The sequence below is a fragment of the Streptosporangium nondiastaticum genome (assembly GCF_003011965.1).
GTDB lineage: Bacteria > Actinomycetota > Actinomycetes > Streptomycetales > Streptomycetaceae > Streptomyces > Streptomyces nondiastaticus.
In genome coordinates this window covers 88,204-109,766 of record NZ_PXWG01000006.1, presented here as the reverse complement: position 1 = coordinate 109,766, position 21,563 = coordinate 88,204, and the positions used below count along the sequence as shown (strand labels likewise).

Below are 21,563 nucleotides of genomic sequence, written 5' to 3'. Positions count from 1 at the left end.
TTGCAAGCACCTGCTTGCAAAAGTGCGCGCCGGGGGTGCGGGGCGGGCCCGCCGACGGGTCCGCCGACGGGCTGGCCGGGGAGCCTGATCTTGCCTGGTGGTGGGCTGTTACGCTGCCCGGCGATCGCGGAACCGGCCGCGGACTGGCCGGGGGTCGGCGACAACGAGAAGGAGCAGTCGCTGATCACCGTGCTGATCCTGAAGATGACGGCCGAGCGCAGTAAGGCGCGGGCCGTCCCGGCCGGGGCCTTCATGCCCCGCGTCCCACTCACCACGAACGCCCAACCGGCGGCGCGCGTCCGAGCTTTCGCGGCCCTCGCTCACGATGCCCGGCAGGGCAGGATCCTGCCCCGGGCCCGCCTGTCCCGCGCACGCACCGCCCCCGGAGCCGCCTCATGAGCGACCGCACCCGCGAGGAGCCCCCACCGATACCCGAGGCGCCGCCTGCGGCGGATGACGCCCCGGACCCGACGGCGTCGGTCGACGATTCCCCGCAGCCAACTGCCGACGCTGCGCCTCCGGCTGATGAGGCCTCAAACCCTGATGAGGGCTCAGAGGCGGCGGCGCCGGAGGGCGCTCCCGCGCCGTCCGCGGCTGAGGCGGGGGCGGAGGCTGAGGAGACGGCTGAGGAGGGGGCTGTTCCGGAGCGGGCCGAGGCCGTAGAGCCGTCTGCGGAGGCTTCGGCGGATGATGCTCCGGATCCGACGGCGACGGTTGACGATGCGCCGGAGCCGTCTGCGTCGACGGACGTTCCGGAGCGGGCTGCCGACGCTGAGCCTCCGGCTGATGAGGCGCCGGAGCCGCTGACTGATGCTTCCGGGTCGGCCGATGATGCCCCGGATCCGGCTGCGGACGGTCCGGAGTCGGCTGAGGCCGGCGCGGAGGCTGAGGAGGAGGCTGTTCCGGAGCGGGCCGAGGCCGCAGAGTCGTCTGCGGAGGCTTCGGCGGATGATGCTCCGGATCCGACGGCGACAGCCGATGACGCTTCGGAGCAGGCGGCACCGGCCGACGAGACCTCGGAGTCGGCTGATGAGGCGCGGGAGTCGCCTGAGGACGTTTCGGAGGATGACGCTCCGGACCCGGCGGCGTCGGTTGACGATGCTCCGGAACCGAAGGCGCAAGACGCTCAGGACCTCACCGCGTCGGCTGAGAGCGAGGCCGAGTCGGCCGAAGCGTCCAAGGCCGAGGCTCCGCGGGTGGCTGAGGATGAAGCCGAACAGTACGACAACCAGGCGCTACGCGACGGCCCCCACTACCAGGAGGAGCTCGACAACCAGTTGGCGGCACGCGGCCTGGACGCCTCCGAGCACGACAAGCTCCGGCTCAGCCGGACCAACGAGCTGAGCGACGCGCAGGCCCGCGAGGTCGTCGGGGTCCGTGACACGATCAAGCTCGACGAGGGTCGTATGGTGACTAAGGTAATCCCACCCGAAACCATGCAGGCCTACCTGAAAAACGCCACAAAGCTCGGCAAATACGACTTCAACCCCGGCGAGTTCCGCGGCTGCATCGCGCGCGGCTGTGACACCGCCGACCTGCGTAGCATGGATCAACTGCGTGATGGGCTTGCGCTTGACGATGGCGGGGCCGGCTGGAGCGCCGTCCCTCAGGGTGCGTCCGAGGCGTACCAGCTGCGCTTCCCGGCACCGCACGACATACGTGCCGCCCCGTCCTTCGGTGCTGTCGGCGACCAAGGGCGGGCCAACCACGTCGCCGACATGGCCGGCCTGGGTGAGGGACAGGTCATGGGAGACCCGTTCCTTGGCACCGGCTATACCGGCGGGGGTGTCCCGGAGTGGACCGCCGAGCCCACCGGCCTCCCCCATCATGCTGAAATCTGGCGTATGCACGCTGACGGTACCGAAGGGGCCATCGGTTTCTTCGACAAGAACGAAGGGCTGTGGAAAAAGATATGACTGACGCTGGGGTTTCCCCCTTCCCGGTCAAGGGCGAGGTCGCCGTCTTCCACGGGGAGCTCTACCCGGCCCGTGCCGCCGTTGGGTTTTGGCCGTGTGTCGAGCTGCTGCCCGAGCCCGGGCGCCCCGCACCCGAAGGGGTCGCGCCGCGTGAGGCCGCCAACGGTTCGGTGGGGTATCCGGTTGCGCCGGAGCGCCTGGAAGCCTGGTATGCCGTGACGTGGACGTTCCGCTGGCGCGGCGAGCTCTTCGAGTGCACCGCCGCCACGCCCACCACGCTCGAGGGCGACTACCTCGGCTCCGACGAACACTTCGCCAATGAGCATCTCAAGCGTCTGTTCACCGACTACTACGGCGTCTTCCTGCGCGACGAGGTCACCGATCTGGCGGAGCACCATGAGGATCTGCTGCAGCCGCTGCACGCCCTGGTGCGGCGTCTGGACGAGGCTGACCATTTCCGCCCCAAGACCTACGCGGTCCACCGCGGCCGGACGTATCCGGCCGCTGACGAAGCCGACGCGTCGGGCCTCATCGCTCTGACCACCGGGGACGACCGGCCCGAGGATCTCATCGCCGATCCCCGGGACCCGGGCGGCGAGCGCTTCCTGGCGGCCCCGGAGCAGTTGGACGCCTGGTACCGGACCCACTGGACTTTCCGGTCGGAGGGCGAACCCTTCGACGTCCTCGGGACGGTGGACGGCATGCTCAAGGCTGTCTACACCGGCGGTAGCTGGGGCTTCGCGAACAGCCGGCAGCTGACCCCGGAGAAGGGCCCCGACGGAGCGCCCAGGTTCACGGTCAAGGTGGACCTCGACGGCGTCACCGACCTCGAACAGCACCGCACCGACCTACTGGCCGACAAGTAGCGCGAACGCTCCGGCGCTATGCCGCCGGAGCCACCGCGGCCGCCGCTGCCGCTGTCTCCTCAGCCTCCGCCTCCAGCAAGGCGATCCGCTCCTTGCCCCAGGCGTTCAGCGGGGCCAGGGCCGCGTTCAGGGCGCGGCCGCGCTCGGTCAGCGAGTACTCCACCTTCGGCGGCACCTGGTCGTAGACCTCGCGGTGGACGATGCCGTCGGCTTCCATTTCGCGGAGCTGCTGGGCCAGCACCTTCTCGCTGATGCCCGGCAGCAGCCGCTTGGTCTCGCCGAAGCGTCGCGCGCCGGAGTCCAGCGCCCACAGAACGAGCACCTTCCACTTGCCGTCGATGACGTCGATGGCGGCGTCGATCCCGCACTGGTACGGACGTTGCATCTTCCATCCTCCCCTGTCGATCCGGCCGTTCCGGCTGTCCGGCCGCCCTTCAGGCTAAGCGGCGCGCCGCGGCCGTGATTCCCGAATCAACCCCATCCGGGGGTATCTCACGGGCGTTCGCCGGGAGGAGGGTGATGGAGCGCGCCCGCTCGGCACGACATGCCTGCCACCGGCCCCAACGGGGGTAGGGCCGGGGGCAGGAGTTCGTGTGTGCGGCGCCGGTCAGGCGCCGTACGGGCGGGCGGCGCGCGCCTCCCGCAGGGACAGGGCCCACCAGGTCAGCTGGTCCAGCATGACCTTCGCGGCGCCGGCGGCCTGCTCGCCCGCCTCCGCGTCCAGGTGCCGGCCGTCGGCGTCGAACTTGCCCCAGGGGCTGTGGAGGCTGACCTGCTCGCGGATGGGCACGGCGTGCAGCTCGGTGAAGACCGGGCGCAGGTGCTCGACCGCGCGCAGGCCGCCGGCCAGGCCGCCGTACGAGACGAAGGCGACGGGCTTGGCGCGCCACTGCGTGTAGTGCCAGTCGATGAGGGTCTTCAGGGACGCCGGGTAGCTGTGGTTGTACTCGGGCGTGAGGACGACGTACGCGTCGGCCTGCTCCAGCCGGGGCGTCACCTCGGCGAGCGCCGCGGCGTCCTCGGCGTTCGGCTCGCTGCTGAGCGTGGCCGGCAGCGGGTGGAGGGCCAGGTCGATGAGGTCGACCTCCATGCCGCCGTGGCGGGCGGCCTGCTCGGTGAACCACTTGGCGGCGGTGGAGCCGAAGCGGCCTTCGCGGGTGGAACCGACGATGACGGCGAGGCGGTAGGTGCTCTCGGACACGATGGGACCTTCTGGGAGTCGTGGGCGGTGGAAGGCGGGTGGTGGGAGTGGTGGTTGGCCCACGAGCCGTTCCGTTGAGGGAAGTCTGGAACCTCAACGCAGCTTGAGGTCAAGGGCGATGAGGCCCGCCGAGCGGTTTGCCGGGTAAGTCCCCTTTTGAATGTCACCTTCCGTCGGAACGCCGCCATCCGGCCAGAGAGGGAGCACTCGAATCAGAGAGGGAGAACTCAGAAGATGTCGGCGCACCAGGGCCGCCGCCCCGTGCGCAGCAGCGCGTCCGCCCGGCCCGCCGCACCGGGCCGCTCCTCCGCCACCCGGCCGAGCGCCGCGAGCCGCACGGCCGACTCGCCGCCCAGGAAGAGGCTGCCCAGCACGGCGGCCGGCAGCGTCAGGTCGGCCGGCCGCGTCGTACGGGTGCAGGTGGCGCCGTCGGGCCCGGCGTCCAGCAGGAAGCGGCCGGCGGCCGGACCGGACGAGCCGGACCGGCCGCCCCCGACCGAGCCGGACGAGGGGCCGGGGCCCGCCGGGTCCGTGACGTCCAGGACGAGCGAGCCGCCCACGGCGTACGTGCGCGACCGCAGCAACGCCGGTACGTCCAGCGGCCGCAGCCACAGCAGGTCCGCGTCCATGACCACGCGCGCGGCCCGCGGGTCCGGGAGCAGGTCCGGCAGGAGGTCGTCCGGCGCGCGGTAGCCGGTGCGCACGCTGGTGATCCAGTCCACGGACAGCAGGAACAGCCACAGCGCGCGCTCGGCGGCGGGGGAGACCGCTACGAGATCCAGCACGGTCGCCGTCTGGTGCGGCAGCTTGGCCTCCCACCTGTCGTCCGCGGTGAAGACGAGCAGGCCGTCGACGGTGCCCTCCGCCGACCGGTGGACCACGGCGAACGGCTCGGTCCAGGGAGCGTCGTCCATCGGGAGCGCGCCGGTGTTCCGCCGCCACCACACGTCCGTGCGGTCGACGAGGCCGTGGCGTACGGCCCGGACCCGCTCGTACAGTGCGGGGCCGAGCTCGCGCAGCTCGGAGACGTCCACGTAGTCGACGCGCCCGCCGTCGCCCGGGCCCGCGTGCCGCGGGTCCACGCCCGAGCGGGCCACGTCCACCTCCCACTCGGTCACCCGGGTGGCCGGGCCGAAGCCGAAGCGGCCGTAGATCGGGTACTCGGCGGCGATCAGCGTCGCCGCGGCGTCACCGCGCTCCGCGGCTTCCCGCAGGTCGCGGTCGATCATGCGGCTGAGCAGGCCGCGGCGGCGGTGCGTGGCCGAGACGCTCACGTTGCTGACGGCGTTCGCGGTCACCGACGCGCCGCCGGGGACGCTGATCCGCTGCGTGAAGCTGCGGTACGTGGCCACGCAGCGGCCGGCGTCGAACGCGCCCTGGGCGCGCGAGAGGTCCATGAGCTCGCGGCGGAACGCCAGCTCCGTCCTGCCCGGGGTGGGCGGCAGGACGTAGCCGGTGCGCCGGGCGCGCACCCAGTTGGGCAGGTCGTCTTCGGTGATCGTGCGGACGTCGAGGTTCATGGCCGCGACGCTAGGCGCGCGACCGCCGCGCCCGCATATGGATTTCCGCAGGCCGCAGGCCGCAGGGCCCGCCGCGGCACGCGCGGAGGGGGCTGCGGCACGCGAGGAAGATGCCGCGTCACGCCAGGAGGTCGTCCACCTGCGCTTCCCCCTCGCGGTACCGGCGGGCGATCTCGGCGCTGCAGTCGTCCGCCGTCCGCTGCAGCTGCTGGCGCCGCACCGACACCTGCCGCTCGTACGCGGCCAGGCGGTCCATGGCCGCGTGCAGCTCGCCGTCCGTCCGAGCGCCCAGGTCCGACAGCTCCACCTCCGACAGCATGTCCTCGGCCAGCCGCCGGTACTCCTCGCTGTGCGGCGTGCCCACGGTCACGTGGCGGGCGGACGAGCGGTGGTCCGAGGGGGCGTCCGCGAGGATCTCCGACAGCCGGTCCACGACGAGCCGGGCCATGACCGGGGAACCCGGCGAGGAACGGCGCGCCAGCTCGGCCCGGAGGATGTCGATCCGGCCCTGGAGCAGCCGCCGCACGTAGCTGAGGTCCGCCTCGTCCCGCTGCGCGTCCCGGCGCAGGGCGCGCAGCTCCACCAGGCTCAGCTCGCCGAGGCCGCGGCCGGGGACGTCCGCCTGCCGGCCGGAGCGCTGGCTCGGCGGCCGGGGCTGCAGGCTGTCGGCTGCCTTGAGCATGGGGCCGTCCTCAATGGGTGTGGTCATGCGCGTCTTCCGTTTCCCCTCGGGCGGTGTGCGGCTGCGGTGTGCGACCGCATCACATGTGCCCGCACAAGGCACCGCCTGCACGCATCGTGCCACTGGGTGAGGCCCGGGCGCAGGGTCTCCGCACCCGAACGGCCCTGGATGGACGCAAGGCATCATGGTCCGTATGCGTGCAGTGGTGCAGAGGGTGGACGGGGCGCGGGTCGTCGTCGACGGCGAGACCGTCGGAGAGATCATCGGACAGGGGCTGTGCGTCCTCGTCGGGGTGACGCACGACGACACCCCGGCGAAGGCGGAGCAGCTCGCCCGGAAGCTGTGGTCCGTACGGATCCTCGAGGACGAGAAGTCGTGTTCGGATGTGGGGGCGCCGCTGCTCGTGATCTCGCAGTTCACTCTCTACGGTGACGCCCGGAAGGGGCGGCGGCCGACGTGGAACGCGGCGGCCCCCGGCGGGGTGGCGGAGCCGTTGGTCGACGCCGTCGTCGCGCACCTTCGCGCGCTCGGCGCGCAGGTGGAGACGGGCCGCTTCGGCGCGGACATGAAGGTGTCCTTGACGAACAACGGCCCGTTCACGGTGCTGGTCGAGGTCTGAGGCGGTCTCGGCACCGCCGGGCAGGTCGTGGACGGTTTCGCGCCGCTGCGGCGGAGGGGAATTCCCCTGACCCGGCCCCGGGGACCCTGAACCGCCGCCGTGGCGATCAGCCACCGCGGCGCAGCCCGGCGGTGCCGGACCGGGCTCAGGCCGTACGCCTGCGAACCCCGCCGGACGGCGCTACGGCTCGACCACGACCTCCTGCGTCGCCGCCGTCTTCTCGCCCACCAGGAGCGCCGCGTCCACCGGGACGTTCCGCTTGACCAGGGCCAGGGCGATCGGGCCCAACTCGTGGTGGCGGGCCGAGGTCGTCACGAAGCCCAGCTGGCGGCCCTCCGGGCCGTCGGAGGCCAGCCGCACGGCGGAACCGTGGGGCGGCAGGGACACCTCGCTGCCGTCGAGGTGGAGGAAGACCAGCCGCCGCGGCGGCTTCCCCAGGTTGTGGACGCGGGCCACGGTCTCCTGGCCGCGGTAGCAGCCCTTCTGGAGGTGGACGGCGACGCCGATCAGGCCGAGCTCGTGCGGAATGGTCCGGTGGTCGGTCTCCAGGCCGAGCCGGGGGCGGTGCGCCTCCACGCGGAGCGCCTCGTGGGCGAGGACGCCCGCGGCGGGGCCGTGCGCCGCCGCGAACGGCTCCAGCAGCGCGCGCGGCAGGAAGAGGTCCCGTCCGTGCGCCGTCTCGCGCGCCAGGGCGCCCTCGGGTGCTTCCGCGATCGAACCCGCGGGCAGGTACACCACGGCGTAGTCGTCCGTACGGTCGGCGACCTCGACCTGGTAGAAGAACTTCATGCTCTCCAGGTACGCGATGAGCTCGCCCTGGGTCCCGGGCTCGACGTGGGCCCAGACGGTCTCCCCGTCGTCCACGAGGTACAGCGCGTGCTCGATGTGGCCGTGGGCGGAGAGGACCAGCGCTTCCGTGGCCTGCCCGGGGGGCAGGTCGCTGACGTGCTGGGTGAGCAGGAGGTGCAGCCAGCTCAGCCGGTCGGGCCCGGTGACGGTGACGACCCCGCGGTGCGAGAGGTCGACGAAACCGGACCCTCCGGCGAGCGCGCGCTGCTCGCGGAAGAGATCGCCGTAGTGCGCGGCGACCCCTTCGTCGGGGGCTTCGGCGGCGACGGCGCCGGGCAGCGACAGCAGCGGGCTGGCTTTCGATTCACGCGGCATGCGGTCAAGCCTACGGCGCGGCCGGCGGCTCCTTCGAGGCGAGCCCGGCGGTGCACTCCCGGCACCGGCCGAAGATCGCGAAGTGCTTCATGTCGGTCTCGAAGCCGAACTCCGCGCGGAGCCGGTCGGTGAACTCCGCGGCCACGGACAGGTCGGCCTCGACGACGCCCGTGCAGTCCCGGCAGACCAGGTGTATGTGGTGGTGCCGGTCGGCGAGGTGGTAGGTCGGGGCGCCGTGCCCGAGGTGGGCGTGGCTGACCAGGCCCAGCTCCTCCAGCAGCTCCAGGGTCCGGTAGACCGTGGAGATGTTCACGCCGCCGGCCGTGCGCCGGACCTCGGTGAGAATGTCGTCCGGCGTCGCGTGCTCCAGCCGGTCGACCGCCTCCAGGACGAGCTGGCGCTGCGGCGTCAGCCGGTATCCGCGCCTACGGAGGTTGCTCTGCCAGTCGGTGTCCACCACCCCACCAGTCTAGGCAGCGTCACCGTTCCCGGACCCCCCTTGGTCACTGCTCCCGGACCCCCTTGAGATAGCGGGCGAGCGCGGCGATGGCGGCGGGGTTGCGGGGGCTCTCGACGAGGTCGACGTAGTCGAGGACGAAGATGCGGTCGTTCTTGACGGCCGAGACGTCCGCGAGCGGCGGGAACGACTTCAGGAACTGCTTCTTCTGCTCGGCCGTCACGTCGCCGTAGTTGTTGATGACGATGACGTCGGGGTTGCGCTCGACGACGGTCTCCCAGCCCACCGAGGGCCAGGTGTCCTTCACGTCCTTCATCACGTGGTCGCCGCCGGCCTTGGTGATGATGTCGTGCGGGCCGGCGAAGGCGCCGGAGGTGACCGCCTTGTCGCGGCCGTCGTCGTAGAGGAAGACCGTGGGCCGCGCGCCGTCCTCCGGCACGCCCGCCTGAGCCTCGGCGACCTTCTTCTTGAAGTCCGCGACGAGCTTCGCCGCCCGGTCCTCCACGTCGAAGACCTTCCCGAGCGTGGTGAGGTCCGTGTAGAGGGCCTCCAGGGGCGGCATGACGCCGCGCGCCTTGCCCGCGCCGCCGTTGCGGCAGGACTCGGTGAGGACGTACGAGCCGACGCCGAGCTTCTTCAGCGCGTCGGGCGTGAAGCCCCGGCCCTCGGCGAAGCCGTAGTTCCAGCCGGCGAAGACCAGGTCGGCCTTCGCGTCCAGCACGAGCTCCTTGGTGATCTCCTTCTTGGACAGCCACTTCACCTTCTCGTAGCCGTCCTTCCACGGCACGGACTCGCGGTCGGCGCGGTAGTCCGGGGCCACGTAGCCGGCCATGCGGTCCTCCAGGCCGAGCGCGAACATGATCTCGGCGATGCCGACGTCGTTGGTGACGACGCGCTGCGGCGCCTTGTCGTACGTCGTCTTCACCCCGCAGTTCTCGATGGTCACGGGGTAGTGGCCGGAGGCTTTCCTTCCGGAGGCCTTCCCGTCGGCGTCGGCGTCGGCGTCCGCGCGCTCGGCGACCTTCGCCCCGCAGCCGGTGGCCAGGGCGAGGACGGCGAGGAGGGCGACGGCGGTACGGGCGGTGCGCAGGGCAGCCATGCGGGGTCCTTACGAAGTGGGCAGGCGGTCGAACAGCAGGCGCGTCGCGCCGGTCTCCGGGTGCGGCACGCGGTGCGCCCGCACGCCGAACACGCCGGCGAGCAGCTCGGCGGTCAGCACCTCGTCCGGCGGCCCGGACGCGACGATGCGCCCGCCGCGGATGACGTACAGCTCGTCGCAGTGCGTGGCGGCCAGGTCGATGTCGTGCAGGGCGGCCAGGACCGTCAGGCCCGCGTCCCGCACCAGCGCCAGCACCTCCAGCTGCTGGGCGATGTCCAGGTGGTTGGTGGGCTCGTCCAGGACCAGCACCTTCGGCTCCTGGGCCAGCGCACGGGCGATCAGCACGCGCTGCTTCTCGCCGCCGGACAGCGTGGGGAAGCCGCGCCCGGCCAGGTGGCCCGCGCCGACGCGCTCCAGCGCGGCCGCGCACACCTCGGTGTCGCGGGCCGTGACCCGGGTGCCGGAGCGCTGGTGCGGCAGCCGGCCCATGGCGACGACCTCGCCCGCCGTGAAGTCGAACTCGCTCGCCGACTCCTGCGGCAGGGCCGCCAGCCTGCGGGCGCCCTCCCGGGCGCCCAGGGCGTGGAAGTCGTCGCCGTCCAGGCGGACGGTGCCGGCGGCGGGCCGCAGCGCGCGGTAGACGCAGCGCAGGAGCGTGGACTTGCCGCTGCCGTTGGGGCCGATGAGGCCCACGAACCGGCCGCTTCCGGCGCGCAGGCGGATGTCCGACACCAGCCGGGCGCCCGCGATCTCGACCGACAGGTCCTCGATGTCCACCTGCATCAGGCGCCTCCGAAGGCGTGTCCGGGGGTGTATCCGAGGGTGCGGGCGTCCATCCGCATCAGGCACCCCCGAAGCTGTACCGGCGCCGCCGCATCAGCAGCACGAAGCAGGGCACGCCGATGAGGGCGGTCAGGACGCCGACGGGCAGCTCCACGGGCGCCAGCACCAGCCGGGAGGCGATGTCGACCCACACCAGCAGCACGGCGCCCAGCAGCGGGGCGACGGCCAGCACGCGCCGGTGGTCGGCGCCGACGAGCATCCGGGTGACGTGCGGGACCATCAGGCCGACGAAGCCGATCGCGCCGCTGACGGCGACGACGGCGCCGGTCACGGCCGCCGCCAGGACGAACAGCCCGCGGCGCATCCGGTCCGGGTCCACGCCCAGCGCGGCGGCCGTCTCGTCGCCCATGGCCAGCGCGTTGAGGCTGCGCGCCGACCACAGCAGCGCGCCGATGCCGGCCAGCACGACCGCGGCGGCGACCGGCAGGGACGCCCAGGTGGCGCCGCCCAGGCTGCCGAGCAGCCACATCATGGCCGAGCGGGCGGCCTCGCCGCGCTCCGCCGTGAAGATCATCAGGGTGGTGACGGCGGAGAACCCGTAGTACATCGCCGAGCCGGTGAGGACCAGCCGCAGCGGCGTCAGGCCCTGCGGGGTGCGCGCCGCCAGGTAGACCAGCACCATCGCGGCGAGCGCCGAGACGAACGCCGCCCCGGACAGCGCCCAGACCCCCAGCGAGGCCAGCGCGCCGAACAGCAGGACGGCGTTCGCGCCGATCGCGGCGCCCGAGGAGATGCCCAGCACGAACGGGTCGGCGAGGGCGTTGCGGACCATGGCCTGCACGGCCACGCCGACGGCGGAGAGCCCCGCGCCGACGACGGCGGCCAGCAGGGCGCGCGGGAAGCGCAGCTCCCACACGATGGTGTACGCGGAGACCTCGCCGGGCGAGATCGTCCCGCCGGTGAGCCCCGCCCGCAGGAAGCGCAGCGTCTCGGTCCACGTGACGCCCGCGGCGCCGAGGCCCGTGCCGCACAGCACGGACACGAGGAGCGCGGCCGTCAGGACGGCCAGCAGGGGCGGCAGCCGCAGCCGCGGTGCGCCCGGCGGGCGGCTCGGGGCGGACGGGCCGGCCGCCCCGGGGGCGCGGGGCGGGGGAAGGGTGGTGGCCACGCGGTACGCCTTCGCGTCGGGCCGTGTCTCTCTGCGCACCCGCACCGGCGGCCACCGGTGTAGGTACCAAGGAGTGTCCCGGCGCGGCGCTGCCGCGGGGCCCTCCCCTCGCAGTCCACGGCGAGTTGTGCGGGGAGCGTGCGCGCCGTGGGCGATCGGGCTTACGGAAAAGGCCCCGAAGGGCCTTTCCGCCTACCGTTGCGGGTCAGCGCCGGACTTCGACCGGCTTCCCCCACGGGGCGCTGTGGAGCGGTGGAGCGGGCGGCTCAGCCGGTGTAGGGCGTGCCGTCCGGGTTGTAGAAGGCGACGCCGTCGGGAGCGTCCTCCGGCAGGCTCGCGGCCCACTCCTGGAGGCTCTTCTGGTCGGCGATCTTCTTCAGGTGCGCCGACATGTAGGGGCGCAGCGGCACCTCGGGGGTGGCCTTCTCGCCGACCCACATCAGGTCGCCCTTGACGTAGCCGTACAGGCGCTTGCCGCCGCTGTACGGGCCGGAGGCGCCGGTGCGCGCGACCGCGTCCGTGGCCAGGTCGATCTGCGGCTTCTGGTCGGCCAGCTCGCCGTACCAGACCTCCGCGACGCCCGCGTCGCGGATCATGACGATCTCGACCTTGCGGTCCTTGTCGATCCGCCAGTAGCCGCTCTCGGTCTCCAGCGGGCGCACCATCTTGCCCTCGCCGTCGAGCACCCAGCTGTGCGACGTGTACTCCAGGAAGTCACGGCCGTCGTGGCTGAAGACGACCTCCTGCCCGAAGTTGCACTTCTCGGCACCCGGGAAGTCGGCGACGCCCGCACCTTCCCACTTACCGAGGAGGAAGGCGAGGGGGACGAGGTCCGGGTGGAGGTCGGACGGAATCTCGATCATGGGCTCAGACGATCTGTGCGAGGACGGGTAACTGGTCGGGTCAGCGCTGGCCCTGGTACAGCTTCTTCCAGGTCAGACCGGCGAACGCGAGAACGCCGACGGCGACCAGGACGAGCAGGGTGGTGAAGACTGCCTCAAGCACGAGCGCGCTCCTCGTCGGGAGTGAGGGTGTGTACGGACCGCTGACGAGTCTAGTCGGCCCCGATCCGCACGGCGCTGTGAGGTGGATCGTGGCCGCCCGCCCTTGCGGTGGCGGGGCTAGAGTGCCTGGCATGGCCAAGAAGCTGGTGATCAAGGTGACGGCGGGCGCGGACGCCCCCGAGCGGTGCTCTCAGGCGTTCACGGTGGCGGCCGTCGCCGTCGCGAGCGGGGTCGAGGTCTCGCTGTGGCTGACCGGCGAGTCCTCGTGGTTCGCGCTGCCGGGGCGGGCGGCGGAGTTCGAGCTGCCGCACGCGGCGCCCCTGCCGGACCTCATCGAGGGCATCAAGGCCGGGGGCGGGATGATCACGGTGTGCACGCAGTGCGCGGCGCGCCGCGACATCGAGGAGAAGGACCTGATCGAGGGCGCGCGGATCGCCGGCGCGCAGGTCTTCGTCAGCGAGGCCATGGCGGACGGCGTGCAGGCGCTCGTGTACTGAGGCGTGCCGTTACGGGGCGGGCTAGTACTTCTTCTTGCCGTCGAGCTCGTCCCACCACTCGTCCGACTTGGGGTCGCCGGAGGGGTCGTCCCACCAGCGGTCGTCGGGCCCCCGCCGGTTGGCGACGATGGCGGCGACGGGCGGGATGACCATGGCGAAGAGGCACATGCCCACCGCCGCGGGCACGGACCACAGGCGCACGACGGCCCACGCCAGGACGAACAGTCCGATGCAGACGCCCATCATGGCGAAGTACAGATGACGCCGCCGCGCGTACACAGCTCCACGGTACGGCGGCGGCACGGAGGGCCGCACCCCCCAAGGCGTCCAACCCGGGGTGCGGCCCTCCGGCCGTCGGCGGCGTCCTGCGACGCATGTCTTCAGACGGGACGGCGACTGTCTTCAGACGGGGACGGCGACCTCAGACGGCGATGGCGACCTCGGCCAGGCCGCCCTGCTGCACCACGACCTTGCGGTCGGCGGTCGCGCCGGGCACCAGCGCGCGCACCGTCCACGTGCCCTCCGCCGCGTAGAAGCGGAACTGCCCGGTCGCGGACGTGGGCACCTCGGCGGTGAACTCGTTGGTCTCGTTCAGCAGGCGCACGTAACCGGTGACGGGCTCGCCGTCGCGGGTCACCGAACCCTGGATCGTGGTCTCACCGGGCTTGGCGGACCGGGCGTCGGGGCCGCCGGCCTTTGCTCCACACATAAGCGTTCCTTCTGTTGCCTGTTGCAGGGATGCCTGTTGCAGGGGGAGGCGGGGTCAGTTCGCGCCGAGCTCGATCGGCACGCCGACGAGGGAGCCGTACTCGGTCCAGGAGCCGTCGTAGTTCCTGACGTTCCGCCGGCCGAGGAGCTCGTGCAGGACGAACCAGGTGTGCGCGGAGCGCTCGCCGATGCGGCAGTAGGCGATGGTGTCCTTCGACAGGTCCACGCCCGCGCCCTCGTAGAGCGCCTTCAGCTCCTCGTCGGACTTGAAGGTGCCGTCGTCGTTGGCCGACTTCGACCACGGGATGTTGCGCGCGGTCGGCACGTGGCCGGGGCGCTGCGACTGCTCCTGGGGGAGGTGCGCCGGGGCGAGCAGCTTGCCGCTGAACTCGTCGGGGGAGCGGACGTCGACGAGGTTGAGCTCGCCGATCGCGGCCACGACGTCGTCGCGGAAGGCGCGGATGGAGGCGTCCTGCGGCTGGGCGCGGTACTCGGTGCGGGGGCGCTGCGGCACCTCGGCGACCAGGTCGCGGGAGTCGAGCTCCCACTTCTTGCGGCCGCCGTCGAGGAGCTTCACGTCCCGGTGGCCGTAGAGCTTGAAGTACCAGTAGGCGTACGCGGCGAACCAGTTGTTGTTGCCGCCGTAGAGGACGACGGTGTCGTCGTTCGCGATGCCCTTCGCGGAGAGGAGCTCCTCGAAGCCGGCCTGGTCCACGAAGTCGCGGCGGACGGGGTCCTGGAGGTCCGTCTTCCAGTCGATGCGGACGGCGGTCTTGATGTGGTTCTTGTCGTACGCGGACGTGTCCTCGTCGACCTCGACGATGACGGTCTTCGGGTCACCTGCGTCGATGCGGGCCTGTACCCAGTCGGCGTCCACCAGGACGTCACTGCGGCTCATGCTGTTCTCCTCCGGGGCAGTTGCGGATGTGCGCAAGCGCTTGCTGGGCGCGCGGCGATGGGGAGCGCGCGGCGCTGCGCAGCGGGTGGGATGGGAGACGAGACGGGGGAGAGGCTTCCCGTAAGGGAGAAGGGGAACGCTTCCCGTCAGACATGACGACAGAGCATGGCGGCGACGCGGCACAGGTCGACTGCCCGCCGCTTCGTGAGGTCCGCCTGGTGCTTCACTGAATCGCCCTTCGACATGCTGTTGCCGGCACTCGGTCCGGCTGGGGGTCCGGGGGTTATCCCCCGGAGTGATGCAGCATGCCCACGATCGTAGGGACGGGGAGTTGGCGTGTCACCGGAGTGTTGGATAGTGAGACGGGATCTTCCGGATATTGGGATGCGAGGGGGTGGGGTGGCGGCCGGGCACTGCCCTTGAGTGCCGGCGCCGTGGGGAAGTCTGCCCTCCGGACAGCCCCGTCTCGATGCGTGGACGTCCTGCCGGGTCAGCCGGCCAGGTTGATGTTCGAGCCGGTCAGCGTGATGTCGACGCCGTCCTGCGTCGCCACGACCTTGTCCAGCTTCAGGCCCTTCGGCAGGCCGCTGATGCGCCGGTCGAAGTCCGTCTTCTGCCGGATCGCGCGCTCCAGGCCGGGGAAGGCCTTGGCCTCCTCGGGGATCTGGTCCGCCCGCACCCGTACGGTGTCGCCGTTCACGACCGTGACCGTGGAGATGACGCTGCGCTCGATGGGCATCCCCGCGAGCTGCACCTTGCCGGTGACCTTGACCTGGCTCTTGCCGGCAGTGCCCTGACCGCCGAAACCGACCTTCACGGTCGGGTCGTTGGTGGCCTTGGTGAGGTCGTCGTACGAGAGGTGCGCCGTGCCCGTCGCCCTGGTCGCGACGGCGGAGCTGAAGCTGCTGTCGATCTTCACGTCCTGCAGCTTGGCGTCGAAGCCCGACACCCGGATCGACTGCCCGCCGGAGCTCGCGGTCGCGCCGTCCAGCTTGACCTCGACCTCCTCCAGGGTGGAGTCGGCGATCTGCGTGAGGAAGGGGAATCCCTTGATGGAGACCTCGGGCGTGCCCGTCAGCCCCTGACTGCTGCGGATCTTCTCGGCGGCCTGGTCCTCGGCGAAGTACACCGCCAGGCGGTCGGCGCCCACGAAGAGGGCCCCCAATATCACCGCGATGATCAGGGTGATGCGTATCGCGCGCATGCGGTTTCTCCAGCTCCCCCGGGTCCCGGTCAGGCCCCTGCACTGACCTTGCAATGCCATGGAGCCTAACCGGACCACCGGGAGGGGCGGGAAGAACGAGCGGCGGCGGCTCAGCCGAGGACGCGGCCCAGGACGTAGACCGCGGGGGCCGCGGCCGCCAGGGGCAGGGCCACGCCCGCCGTCATGTGCACGAACCGCGACGGGTAGTCGTAGCTCGCGACGCGCAGGCCGATCAGCGCGCAGGCGCCGGCGGCGAGGCCCAGCAGGGCGGCGGAGGTGCCCAGGTCCGTCAGGCCGGCGGTGGCGAGGCCCGAGCCCGCTGCCGCGAGCAGCGCCACGACGGGCGCGGCCAGGGACGGCAGCGGCAGTGCGCGCGCCAGCGCGGTCACGGCCACGGCGCTCGCGCCGACCACGACGGCGTCGGAGGACGCGGCCAGGTGCCCGGCCGCGAGGACCGCGAGGGCTGAGGAGGCGGCGGCCGCCGTCAGGCCGTACAGCCGCTCGTCGGGCGAGGCGTGGCTGCGCAGCTGCAGGACGATGACCAGCAGGATCCACACGCCGAGGGTGCCGATGACGACGGTCGGCGCCTGCGAGCGGTCGGTGGCCAGCATGCCGATGTCGGCGGCCACGCCGCCGAGGAAGGCGAGCGCGATGCCCTGCCGGGCGGGCCACATGCCGTTGAGCCGGAACCAGCCCGCGGCCGTCACCGCCTGCAGCAGCACCAGCGGCACCGCCAGCGCGAACTGGCCGAGCGGCGCCGTGAGCGCGAGCAGCGCGGCGAGCGCCGCCGTCACCAGGGCGGGCTTGAGGCCCGGCGAGAGGATCTGCGCCCGGCCTTCGGCCTTCGCCTTCTCGGCGGCCGTCATCGGGCGCTCGCTGCCGCCGCCCCGGCCGTCGCCATCGCCGTTGCCGGGCTCGGCGAGGGGTGCGGGCTCGTGCACCGGCGCGGGCACGACCGCGGCCGCCGCGCGCGGCACGACGTCGGACGCGGCCGGGCGCTCCTCGGGCAGCGGGCTGCCGGCGGACCAGGACGTGCCGTGGGAGCGGTCCTCCGCCTGCGGTACGGGCGGCTGCTGCCACGTGCCCGTGTCCCACGTCGGCGTCTGCCAGGTCTGCGTGACCGGCTCGTCGTGCGCGGAGAAGCCCTGCCCGCCGTTGGTCGGCCACTGGTACTGCTGCGGCTGAGGCTGCTGGTGCTGCGGCTGGTGCTGCTGGGCGTACGCGTCGTAGGCGCCGTACGAGTCACCGTACGAGCCGTGTCCCTGCGACGGGGCCTGCGGCTGCTGCGCCTGCTGCTGAGGCTGATGCTGCTGCTGATGTTGCGCGTGCTGCTGGTGCTGGTGCTGCGCGTGCTGCTGCTGGTCGTACGAGCCGTACGCCCCGTCCTGCTGCCCGTAGGACTGCGCGTCATAGCGCTGTGTCCGGGCGTCGTAGGCGTCGTACGAGTCGTACGGGTCCTGCGGGTCGTACGTATGGTGCGGCTGATTGCTCATGCTGCCGGGGTCACCCTCCTGCGAAGGGCGGGAGCACCTCTACGGTGCCGCCCTCGGCCAGTTGGACCGTTGCGTGGTCACGGGTGCCGACCGGGGCGCCGTCCACGAGGAACGAGCAGCGCGTCAGCACCCGGGCGAAGTCGGGGCGCTCCGCGTGCCGGCGGCGGGCCGCCTCCAGCGCCTGCGCGAGCGTCCGCGCAGCGTACGGCTCCTCCGCCGTGCCGGCGGCGGCCTTCGCCGCGGCCCAGTACCGGATGGTGCCCACCGGGCCCGGCTGCCCCGGCTGCCCCGGCAGGGCCGGTTTGACCGGGTGTGCCGGTTGTGTCGTCGCCACGGCGACCCCTTTCCTTCTTCTGCCGCCTCCCATGATGACGGGTGCCGCACGAGCGGAACGCCGCCCGTGCAAATACGGAGGCCGCACGGCGAGGCGCTCGCTTAGGCTGCCGAGTGTGCTGGTCCGACTATCACGGGCATATCTGAGGCCCTACTCCACTTCGATCGCGCTGATCGTGCTGCTGCAGCTCGTCCAGACGCTTGCCACGCTCTACCTACCCTCCCTCAACGCCGACATCGTCGACAACGGTGTCGTGAAGGGTGACACCGGCTACATCCTGTCCCTCGGTGGCGGGATGCTCGCGGTCACCCTGGCCCAGATCGTCTGCGCGATCGGTGCGACGTACTTCGGCGCCCGGACCGCGATGGCGGTCGGGCGCGATCTGCGCGCCGCCGTCTTCGACCGCGTGCAGTCCTTCTCCGCGCGCGAGATGGGGCACTTCGGTGCGCCCTCGCTGATCACCCGCACCACGAACGACGTGCAGCAGATCCAGCTGCTCGTCCTGATGGCGTTCACGCTGATGGTGTCCGCGCCGATCATGTGCGTGGGCGGCATCCTGATGGCGCTCGACCAGGACGTGCCGCTGTCCGCCCTGCTGCTCGTCATCGTGCCCGTCCTCGGCGTGATCGTCTCGCTGATCATCTGGCGGATGCGGCCGATCTTCCGCGGTGTGCAGGACCGCATCGACACCGTCAACCGGGTGCTGCGCGAGCAGATCACCGGCATCCGCGTCATCCGCGCCTTCGTCCGCGACACCCACGAGCGGGAACGTTTCGACGGTGCGAACGCCGAGCTCATGGACGTCTCGCTGAAGGCCGGCCGGCTGATGTCGCTGATGTTCCCGTCCGTGATGCTGGTGGTGAACCTCTCCTCCATCGCCGTGCTCTGGTTCGGCGGTCACCGCATCGAGAGCGGCGACATGGAGATCGGCGCGCTGACGGCCTTCCTCAGCTACCTGATGCAGATCCTGATGGCCGTCATGATGGCCACCTTCATGTTCATGATGGTGCCGCGCGCCGAGGTCTGCGCCGAGCGCGTCCAGGAGGTCCTCGCCACCGACTCCAGCGTGGTGCCGCCGGCGAACCCGGTCACCGCGCTGCGCGGCGGCGGGCACCTGGAGCTCAGCGGTGTCGAGTTCCGCTACCCGGGCGCGGAGGAGCCGGTCCTCAAGGACATCTCGCTCGTGGCCCGGCCCGGTGAGATCACGGCCGTCATCGGCTCCACCGGCAGCGGCAAGTCCACGCTGCTGGGGCTGATCCCGAGGCTCTTCGACGCGACCGCCGGAACGGTCACCGTCGGGGGCGTCGACGTCCGCGAGCTCGACCCCGCCCGCTCCGCCGAGGCCGTCGGGCTCGTCCCGCAGAAGCCCTACCTCTTCTCCGGGACCATCGCCTCCAACCTCCGCTACGGGCGCCCCGACGCGACCGACGAGGAGCTGTGGGCGGCGCTGGAGACCGCGCAGGCCCGCGACTTCGTCGAGGGCATGGACGGCGGCCTGGAGGCGCCGATCGCGCAGGGCGGCACCAACGTCTCCGGCGGGCAGCGGCAGCGCCTCGCCATAGCCCGCGCCCTGGTCCGCAAGCCGGACATCTATCTCTTCGACGACTCCTTCTCCGCCCTCGACTACGCCACCGACGCCCGGCTGCGGGCCGCGCTGGCCCGCGAGACGGGGAACGCCACGGTCGTCATCGTCGCCCAGCGCGTCTCCACGATTCGCGACGCCGACCGCATCGTCGTCCTGGACGAGGGCCGCGTCGTCGGCACCGGCACCCACGGCGAGCTGATGGCCGGCAACGAGACCTACCGGGAGATCGTGCTCTCCCAGCTCACCGAGGAGGAGGCGGCGTGACGACCCCGGAGAAACCGGCTTCCCCGGGCGGGGAGGCGGCCGCGGGCGGCGGGCCCGCGGGCGGCAAGCCCGGCGCACCGACCCCCGGCGCACCCGCTCGCCGCGGGCCCGCCCCCGCCACCGGCATCGCCCGCTTCATGGGCGGTCAGCCCACCGAGCGGTCCATGGACTTCGCCGGGTCCGCCAAGCGGCTGCTCGGCACCCTCAGACCCGAGCGGTCCCTGATCACCGTCGCGCTCGTCCTGTGCGTCGCGAGCGTCACCCTGTCGGTCCTCGGACCGAAGATCCTCGGCCGGGCCACCGACCTGATCTTCGCGGGGGTCATAGGCAACAAGTTCCCCGACGGCATCACCAAGGCCGAGGCCGTCGAGCAGATGCGGCGGCAGGGCAACGGCACCGTCGCCGACCTGCTCGGCTCCGTCGACTTCACCCCCGGCCGGGGCATCGACTTCGACGCCGTGGGCGAAGTGCTGCTGTGGGTCCTGCTGATCTACGTCGGCGCGTCCCTGTTCGGGCTCGTCCAGGCGCGGATCGCCACCACCGTCGTGCAGCGCGCCGTCTTCCGGCTGCGCCGCCGCGTCGAGGAGAAGCTCGGCCGGCTGCCGCTCAGCTACTTCGACAAGCAGCCGCGCGGCGAGGTCCTCTCCCGTGCCACGAACGACATCGACAACATCGCCCAGACGCTCCAGCAGACCATGAGCCAGATCGTCACCTCGCTGCTGACGATCGCCGGCGTGCTGGCCGTCATGTTCTGGATCTCCTGGCTGCTCGCCCTGGTGGCGCTGGTCACCGTCCCGGTGTCCGTCGTCGTCGCCACGAAGATCGGCAAGCGGGCGCAGCCGCAGTTCGTCGCCCAGTGGAAGACCACCGGCAAGCTCAACGCCCACATCGAAGAGATGTACACCGGGCACGCGCTGGTGAAGGTCTTCGGCCGCGAGAAGGAGTCCGCGGAGATCTTCCGCAAGGAGAACGAGGACCTCTTCCAGGCCGGCTTCAAGGCCCAGTTCATCTCGGGCGTCATCCAGCCCGCGATGATGTTCATCGGCAACCTCAACTACGTGCTCGTCGCCGTCGTCGGCGGCCTGCGGGTCGCCTCCGGCGCGCTGTCCATCGGTGACGTGCAGGCCTTCGTGCAGTACTCGCGCCAGTTCAGCCAGCCGCTCACCCAGGTGGCCTCCATGGCCAACCTCGTGCAGTCCGGCGTCGCCTCCGCCGAGCGCGTCTTCGAGCTGCTCGACGCCGAGGAGCAGTCCGCCGACCCGGCGGACGCCCCGAAGCCGGACCGGGTGCGCGGCGAGGTCGCCTTCGAGCAGGTCTCCTTCCGCTACGAGCCCGACAAGCCCCTCATCGAGGACCTGTCGCTGACCGTGCGGCCCGGCCAGACCGTGGCCATCGTCGGCCCCACCGGCGCCGGCAAGACCACGCTGGTCAACCTGCTCATGCGGTTCTACGAGGTGGGCGGCGGCCGCATCACCCTCGACGGGACCGACATCGCCGCCATGTCGCGCGAGGAGCTCCGCTCCCACATCGGCATGGTGCTCCAGGACACCTGGCTCTTCGGCGGCACGATCGCGGACAACATCGCCTACGGGGCGCCCGCCGGCACCTCCATGGAGAAGATCGTCGCGGCGGCGAAGGCCACGCACGTCGACCGCTTCGTGCGGACCCTTCCCGACGGCTACGACACCGTCATCGACGACGAGGGCTCCAACGTCAGCGTCGGCGAGAAGCAGCTCATCACCATCGCGCGGGCGTTCCTGGCCGAGCCGGAGATCCTCGTCCTCGACGAGGCGACCAGCTCCGTCGACACCCGTACGGAGGTCCTCATCCAGCAGGCGATGGGCCGCCTGCGCACGGGCCGCACGAGCTTCGTGATCGCGCACCGGCTCTCCACGATCCGGGACGCGGACGTCATCCTCGTGATGGAGTCCGGCCGGATCGTGGAACAGGGCACGCACGACGCGCTGCTGGAGGCGGGGGGCGCGTACGCGCGCCTCTACGAGGCGCAGTTTGCTGAACCGGTGGTCGAAGCCTGAGCGGTTCCGGCACCGCCGGACGCCGCCGCGGTGGTTGCGCGCCGCGGCGGCGGTCGTGAGAGGCG

General features: G+C 71.9%; 23 protein-coding genes. 7 read left to right on the top strand and 16 right to left on the bottom strand.

Going from position 1 to position 21,563, the window contains the following annotated elements; translation table 11 throughout:
- Nucleotides 1–90: 90 nt before the first annotated feature.
- The 3 genes from B7P34_RS05155 to B7P34_RS05140 are packed head-to-tail and all read left to right on the top strand — an operon-like array spanning nucleotide 91 to nucleotide 2,782.
- Nucleotides 91–399, top strand: a complete 309-nt coding sequence (locus B7P34_RS05155) for a hypothetical protein (protein WP_106674582.1) — start codon at nucleotides 91–93, stop codon at nucleotides 397–399.
- Nucleotides 396–1,916 carry a hypothetical protein gene (locus B7P34_RS37250; RefSeq protein ID WP_189382471.1) on the top strand — a complete coding sequence of 507 codons (1,521 nt, stop codon included), beginning with the start codon at nucleotides 396–398 and terminating at the stop codon, nucleotides 1,914–1,916. The genes B7P34_RS05155 and B7P34_RS37250 overlap by 4 nt, the downstream gene beginning before the upstream one ends.
- Nucleotides 1,913–2,782 (top strand): hypothetical protein, encoded by an 870-nt coding sequence (locus B7P34_RS05140; RefSeq protein WP_146166732.1) that lies wholly within the window; start codon nucleotides 1,913–1,915, stop codon nucleotides 2,780–2,782. Before B7P34_RS37250 ends, B7P34_RS05140 begins: the two co-directional genes overlap by 4 nt.
- A gap of 16 nt (nucleotides 2,783–2,798) precedes the next feature.
- Here the strand turns inward: B7P34_RS05140 and B7P34_RS05135 are convergent, their stop codons facing one another.
- The 4 genes from B7P34_RS05135 to B7P34_RS05120 all read right to left on the bottom strand — a co-directional run bounded on the left by B7P34_RS05135 (nucleotide 2,799) and on the right by B7P34_RS05120 (nucleotide 6,212).
- Complete coding sequence (locus B7P34_RS05135; RefSeq protein WP_106674578.1) at nucleotides 2,799–3,167, bottom strand: winged helix-turn-helix transcriptional regulator; 369 nt, start codon at nucleotides 3,165–3,167, stop codon at nucleotides 2,799–2,801.
- A gap of 222 nt (nucleotides 3,168–3,389) precedes the next feature.
- Nucleotides 3,390–3,983 (bottom strand): NADPH-dependent FMN reductase, encoded by a 594-nt coding sequence (locus B7P34_RS05130; protein WP_106674577.1) that lies wholly within the window; start codon nucleotides 3,981–3,983, stop codon nucleotides 3,390–3,392.
- A gap of 227 nt (nucleotides 3,984–4,210) precedes the next feature.
- Nucleotides 4,211–5,503: a GNAT family N-acetyltransferase gene (locus B7P34_RS05125; protein ID WP_106674576.1), complete on the bottom strand. Its 1,293-nt coding sequence runs from the start codon at nucleotides 5,501–5,503 to the stop codon at nucleotides 4,211–4,213.
- A gap of 118 nt (nucleotides 5,504–5,621) precedes the next feature.
- Complete coding sequence (locus B7P34_RS05120; protein WP_223267511.1) at nucleotides 5,622–6,212, bottom strand: RsiG family protein; 591 nt, start codon at nucleotides 6,210–6,212, stop codon at nucleotides 5,622–5,624.
- Nucleotides 6,213–6,378: 166 nt separating this feature from the next.
- Between B7P34_RS05120 and dtd the strand changes: the two genes are divergently transcribed.
- A complete protein-coding gene (gene dtd, locus B7P34_RS05115) occupies nucleotides 6,379–6,804 on the top strand; it encodes a D-aminoacyl-tRNA deacylase (RefSeq protein ID WP_106674575.1) in 426 nt (141 codons plus the stop codon).
- 180 nt (nucleotides 6,805–6,984) lie between these two features.
- Here the strand turns inward: dtd and ygfZ are convergent, their stop codons facing one another.
- From ygfZ to B7P34_RS05085, 6 genes are all read right to left on the bottom strand, one after another.
- Nucleotides 6,985–7,968: a CAF17-like 4Fe-4S cluster assembly/insertion protein YgfZ gene (gene ygfZ / locus B7P34_RS05110; RefSeq protein WP_106674574.1), complete on the bottom strand. Its 984-nt coding sequence runs from the start codon at nucleotides 7,966–7,968 to the stop codon at nucleotides 6,985–6,987.
- Nucleotides 7,969–7,978: 10 nt separating this feature from the next.
- Entirely contained in the window at nucleotides 7,979–8,428 is a 450-nt protein-coding gene (locus B7P34_RS05105; RefSeq protein WP_106674573.1) for a Fur family transcriptional regulator, read from the bottom strand.
- A 43-nt stretch (nucleotides 8,429–8,471) separates the two neighbouring features.
- A complete protein-coding gene (locus B7P34_RS05100; RefSeq protein WP_106674572.1) occupies nucleotides 8,472–9,524 on the bottom strand; it encodes an ABC transporter substrate-binding protein in 1,053 nt (350 codons plus the stop codon).
- Nucleotides 9,525–9,533: 9 nt separating this feature from the next.
- Nucleotides 9,534–10,307, bottom strand: a complete 774-nt coding sequence (locus tag B7P34_RS05095; RefSeq protein WP_106674571.1) for an ABC transporter ATP-binding protein — start codon at nucleotides 10,305–10,307, stop codon at nucleotides 9,534–9,536.
- 58 nt (nucleotides 10,308–10,365) lie between these two features.
- Entirely contained in the window at nucleotides 10,366–11,475 is a 1,110-nt protein-coding gene (locus tag B7P34_RS05090) for a FecCD family ABC transporter permease (RefSeq protein ID WP_106674606.1), read from the bottom strand.
- Nucleotides 11,476–11,741: 266 nt separating this feature from the next.
- The gene (locus tag B7P34_RS05085) at nucleotides 11,742–12,338 is read right to left on the bottom strand and encodes an FABP family protein (RefSeq protein ID WP_106674570.1); all 597 of its coding nucleotides are present in this window, start codon (nucleotides 12,336–12,338) and stop codon (nucleotides 11,742–11,744) included.
- 272 nt (nucleotides 12,339–12,610) lie between these two features.
- Between B7P34_RS05085 and B7P34_RS05080 the strand changes: the two genes are divergently transcribed.
- On the top strand, nucleotides 12,611–12,976 hold the full coding sequence (locus B7P34_RS05080) for a DsrE family protein (RefSeq protein WP_106674569.1): 366 nt from the start codon (nucleotides 12,611–12,613) through the stop codon (nucleotides 12,974–12,976).
- Nucleotides 12,977–12,997: 21 nt separating this feature from the next.
- On the opposite strand, the gene B7P34_RS05075 is transcribed toward B7P34_RS05080, so the two are convergent.
- The 6 genes from B7P34_RS05075 to B7P34_RS05045 form a co-directional block, all read right to left on the bottom strand.
- Complete coding sequence (locus B7P34_RS05075; RefSeq protein ID WP_106674568.1) at nucleotides 12,998–13,255, bottom strand: DUF3099 domain-containing protein; 258 nt, start codon at nucleotides 13,253–13,255, stop codon at nucleotides 12,998–13,000.
- Nucleotides 13,256–13,397: 142 nt separating this feature from the next.
- The gene (locus tag B7P34_RS05070; RefSeq protein WP_106674567.1) at nucleotides 13,398–13,685 is read right to left on the bottom strand and encodes a DUF1416 domain-containing protein; all 288 of its coding nucleotides are present in this window, start codon (nucleotides 13,683–13,685) and stop codon (nucleotides 13,398–13,400) included.
- Between the two features lie 54 nt (nucleotides 13,686–13,739).
- Entirely contained in the window at nucleotides 13,740–14,582 is an 843-nt protein-coding gene (locus B7P34_RS05065) for a sulfurtransferase (protein ID WP_106674566.1), read from the bottom strand.
- Between the two features lie 490 nt (nucleotides 14,583–15,072).
- Nucleotides 15,073–15,786 (bottom strand): LmeA family phospholipid-binding protein, encoded by a 714-nt coding sequence (locus B7P34_RS05055; RefSeq protein ID WP_106674565.1) that lies wholly within the window; start codon nucleotides 15,784–15,786, stop codon nucleotides 15,073–15,075.
- 110 nt (nucleotides 15,787–15,896) lie between these two features.
- On the bottom strand, nucleotides 15,897–17,279 hold the full coding sequence (locus B7P34_RS05050; RefSeq protein WP_106674564.1) for a hypothetical protein: 1,383 nt from the start codon (nucleotides 17,277–17,279) through the stop codon (nucleotides 15,897–15,899).
- 10 nt (nucleotides 17,280–17,289) lie between these two features.
- Complete coding sequence (locus B7P34_RS05045; RefSeq protein WP_043189483.1) at nucleotides 17,290–17,544, bottom strand: MoaD/ThiS family protein; 255 nt, start codon at nucleotides 17,542–17,544, stop codon at nucleotides 17,290–17,292.
- 184 nt (nucleotides 17,545–17,728) lie between these two features.
- On the opposite strand from B7P34_RS05045, the gene B7P34_RS05040 reads away from it, so the two are divergent.
- Both B7P34_RS05040 and B7P34_RS05035 read left to right on the top strand, forming a co-directional pair.
- Nucleotides 17,729–19,462: an ABC transporter ATP-binding protein gene (locus tag B7P34_RS05040; protein WP_106674562.1), complete on the top strand. Its 1,734-nt coding sequence runs from the start codon at nucleotides 17,729–17,731 to the stop codon at nucleotides 19,460–19,462.
- Nucleotides 19,459–21,498: an ABC transporter ATP-binding protein gene (locus B7P34_RS05035; protein ID WP_106674561.1), complete on the top strand. Its 2,040-nt coding sequence runs from the start codon at nucleotides 19,459–19,461 to the stop codon at nucleotides 21,496–21,498. Before B7P34_RS05040 ends, B7P34_RS05035 begins: the two co-directional genes overlap by 4 nt.
- Nucleotides 21,499–21,563 lie beyond the last annotated feature (65 nt).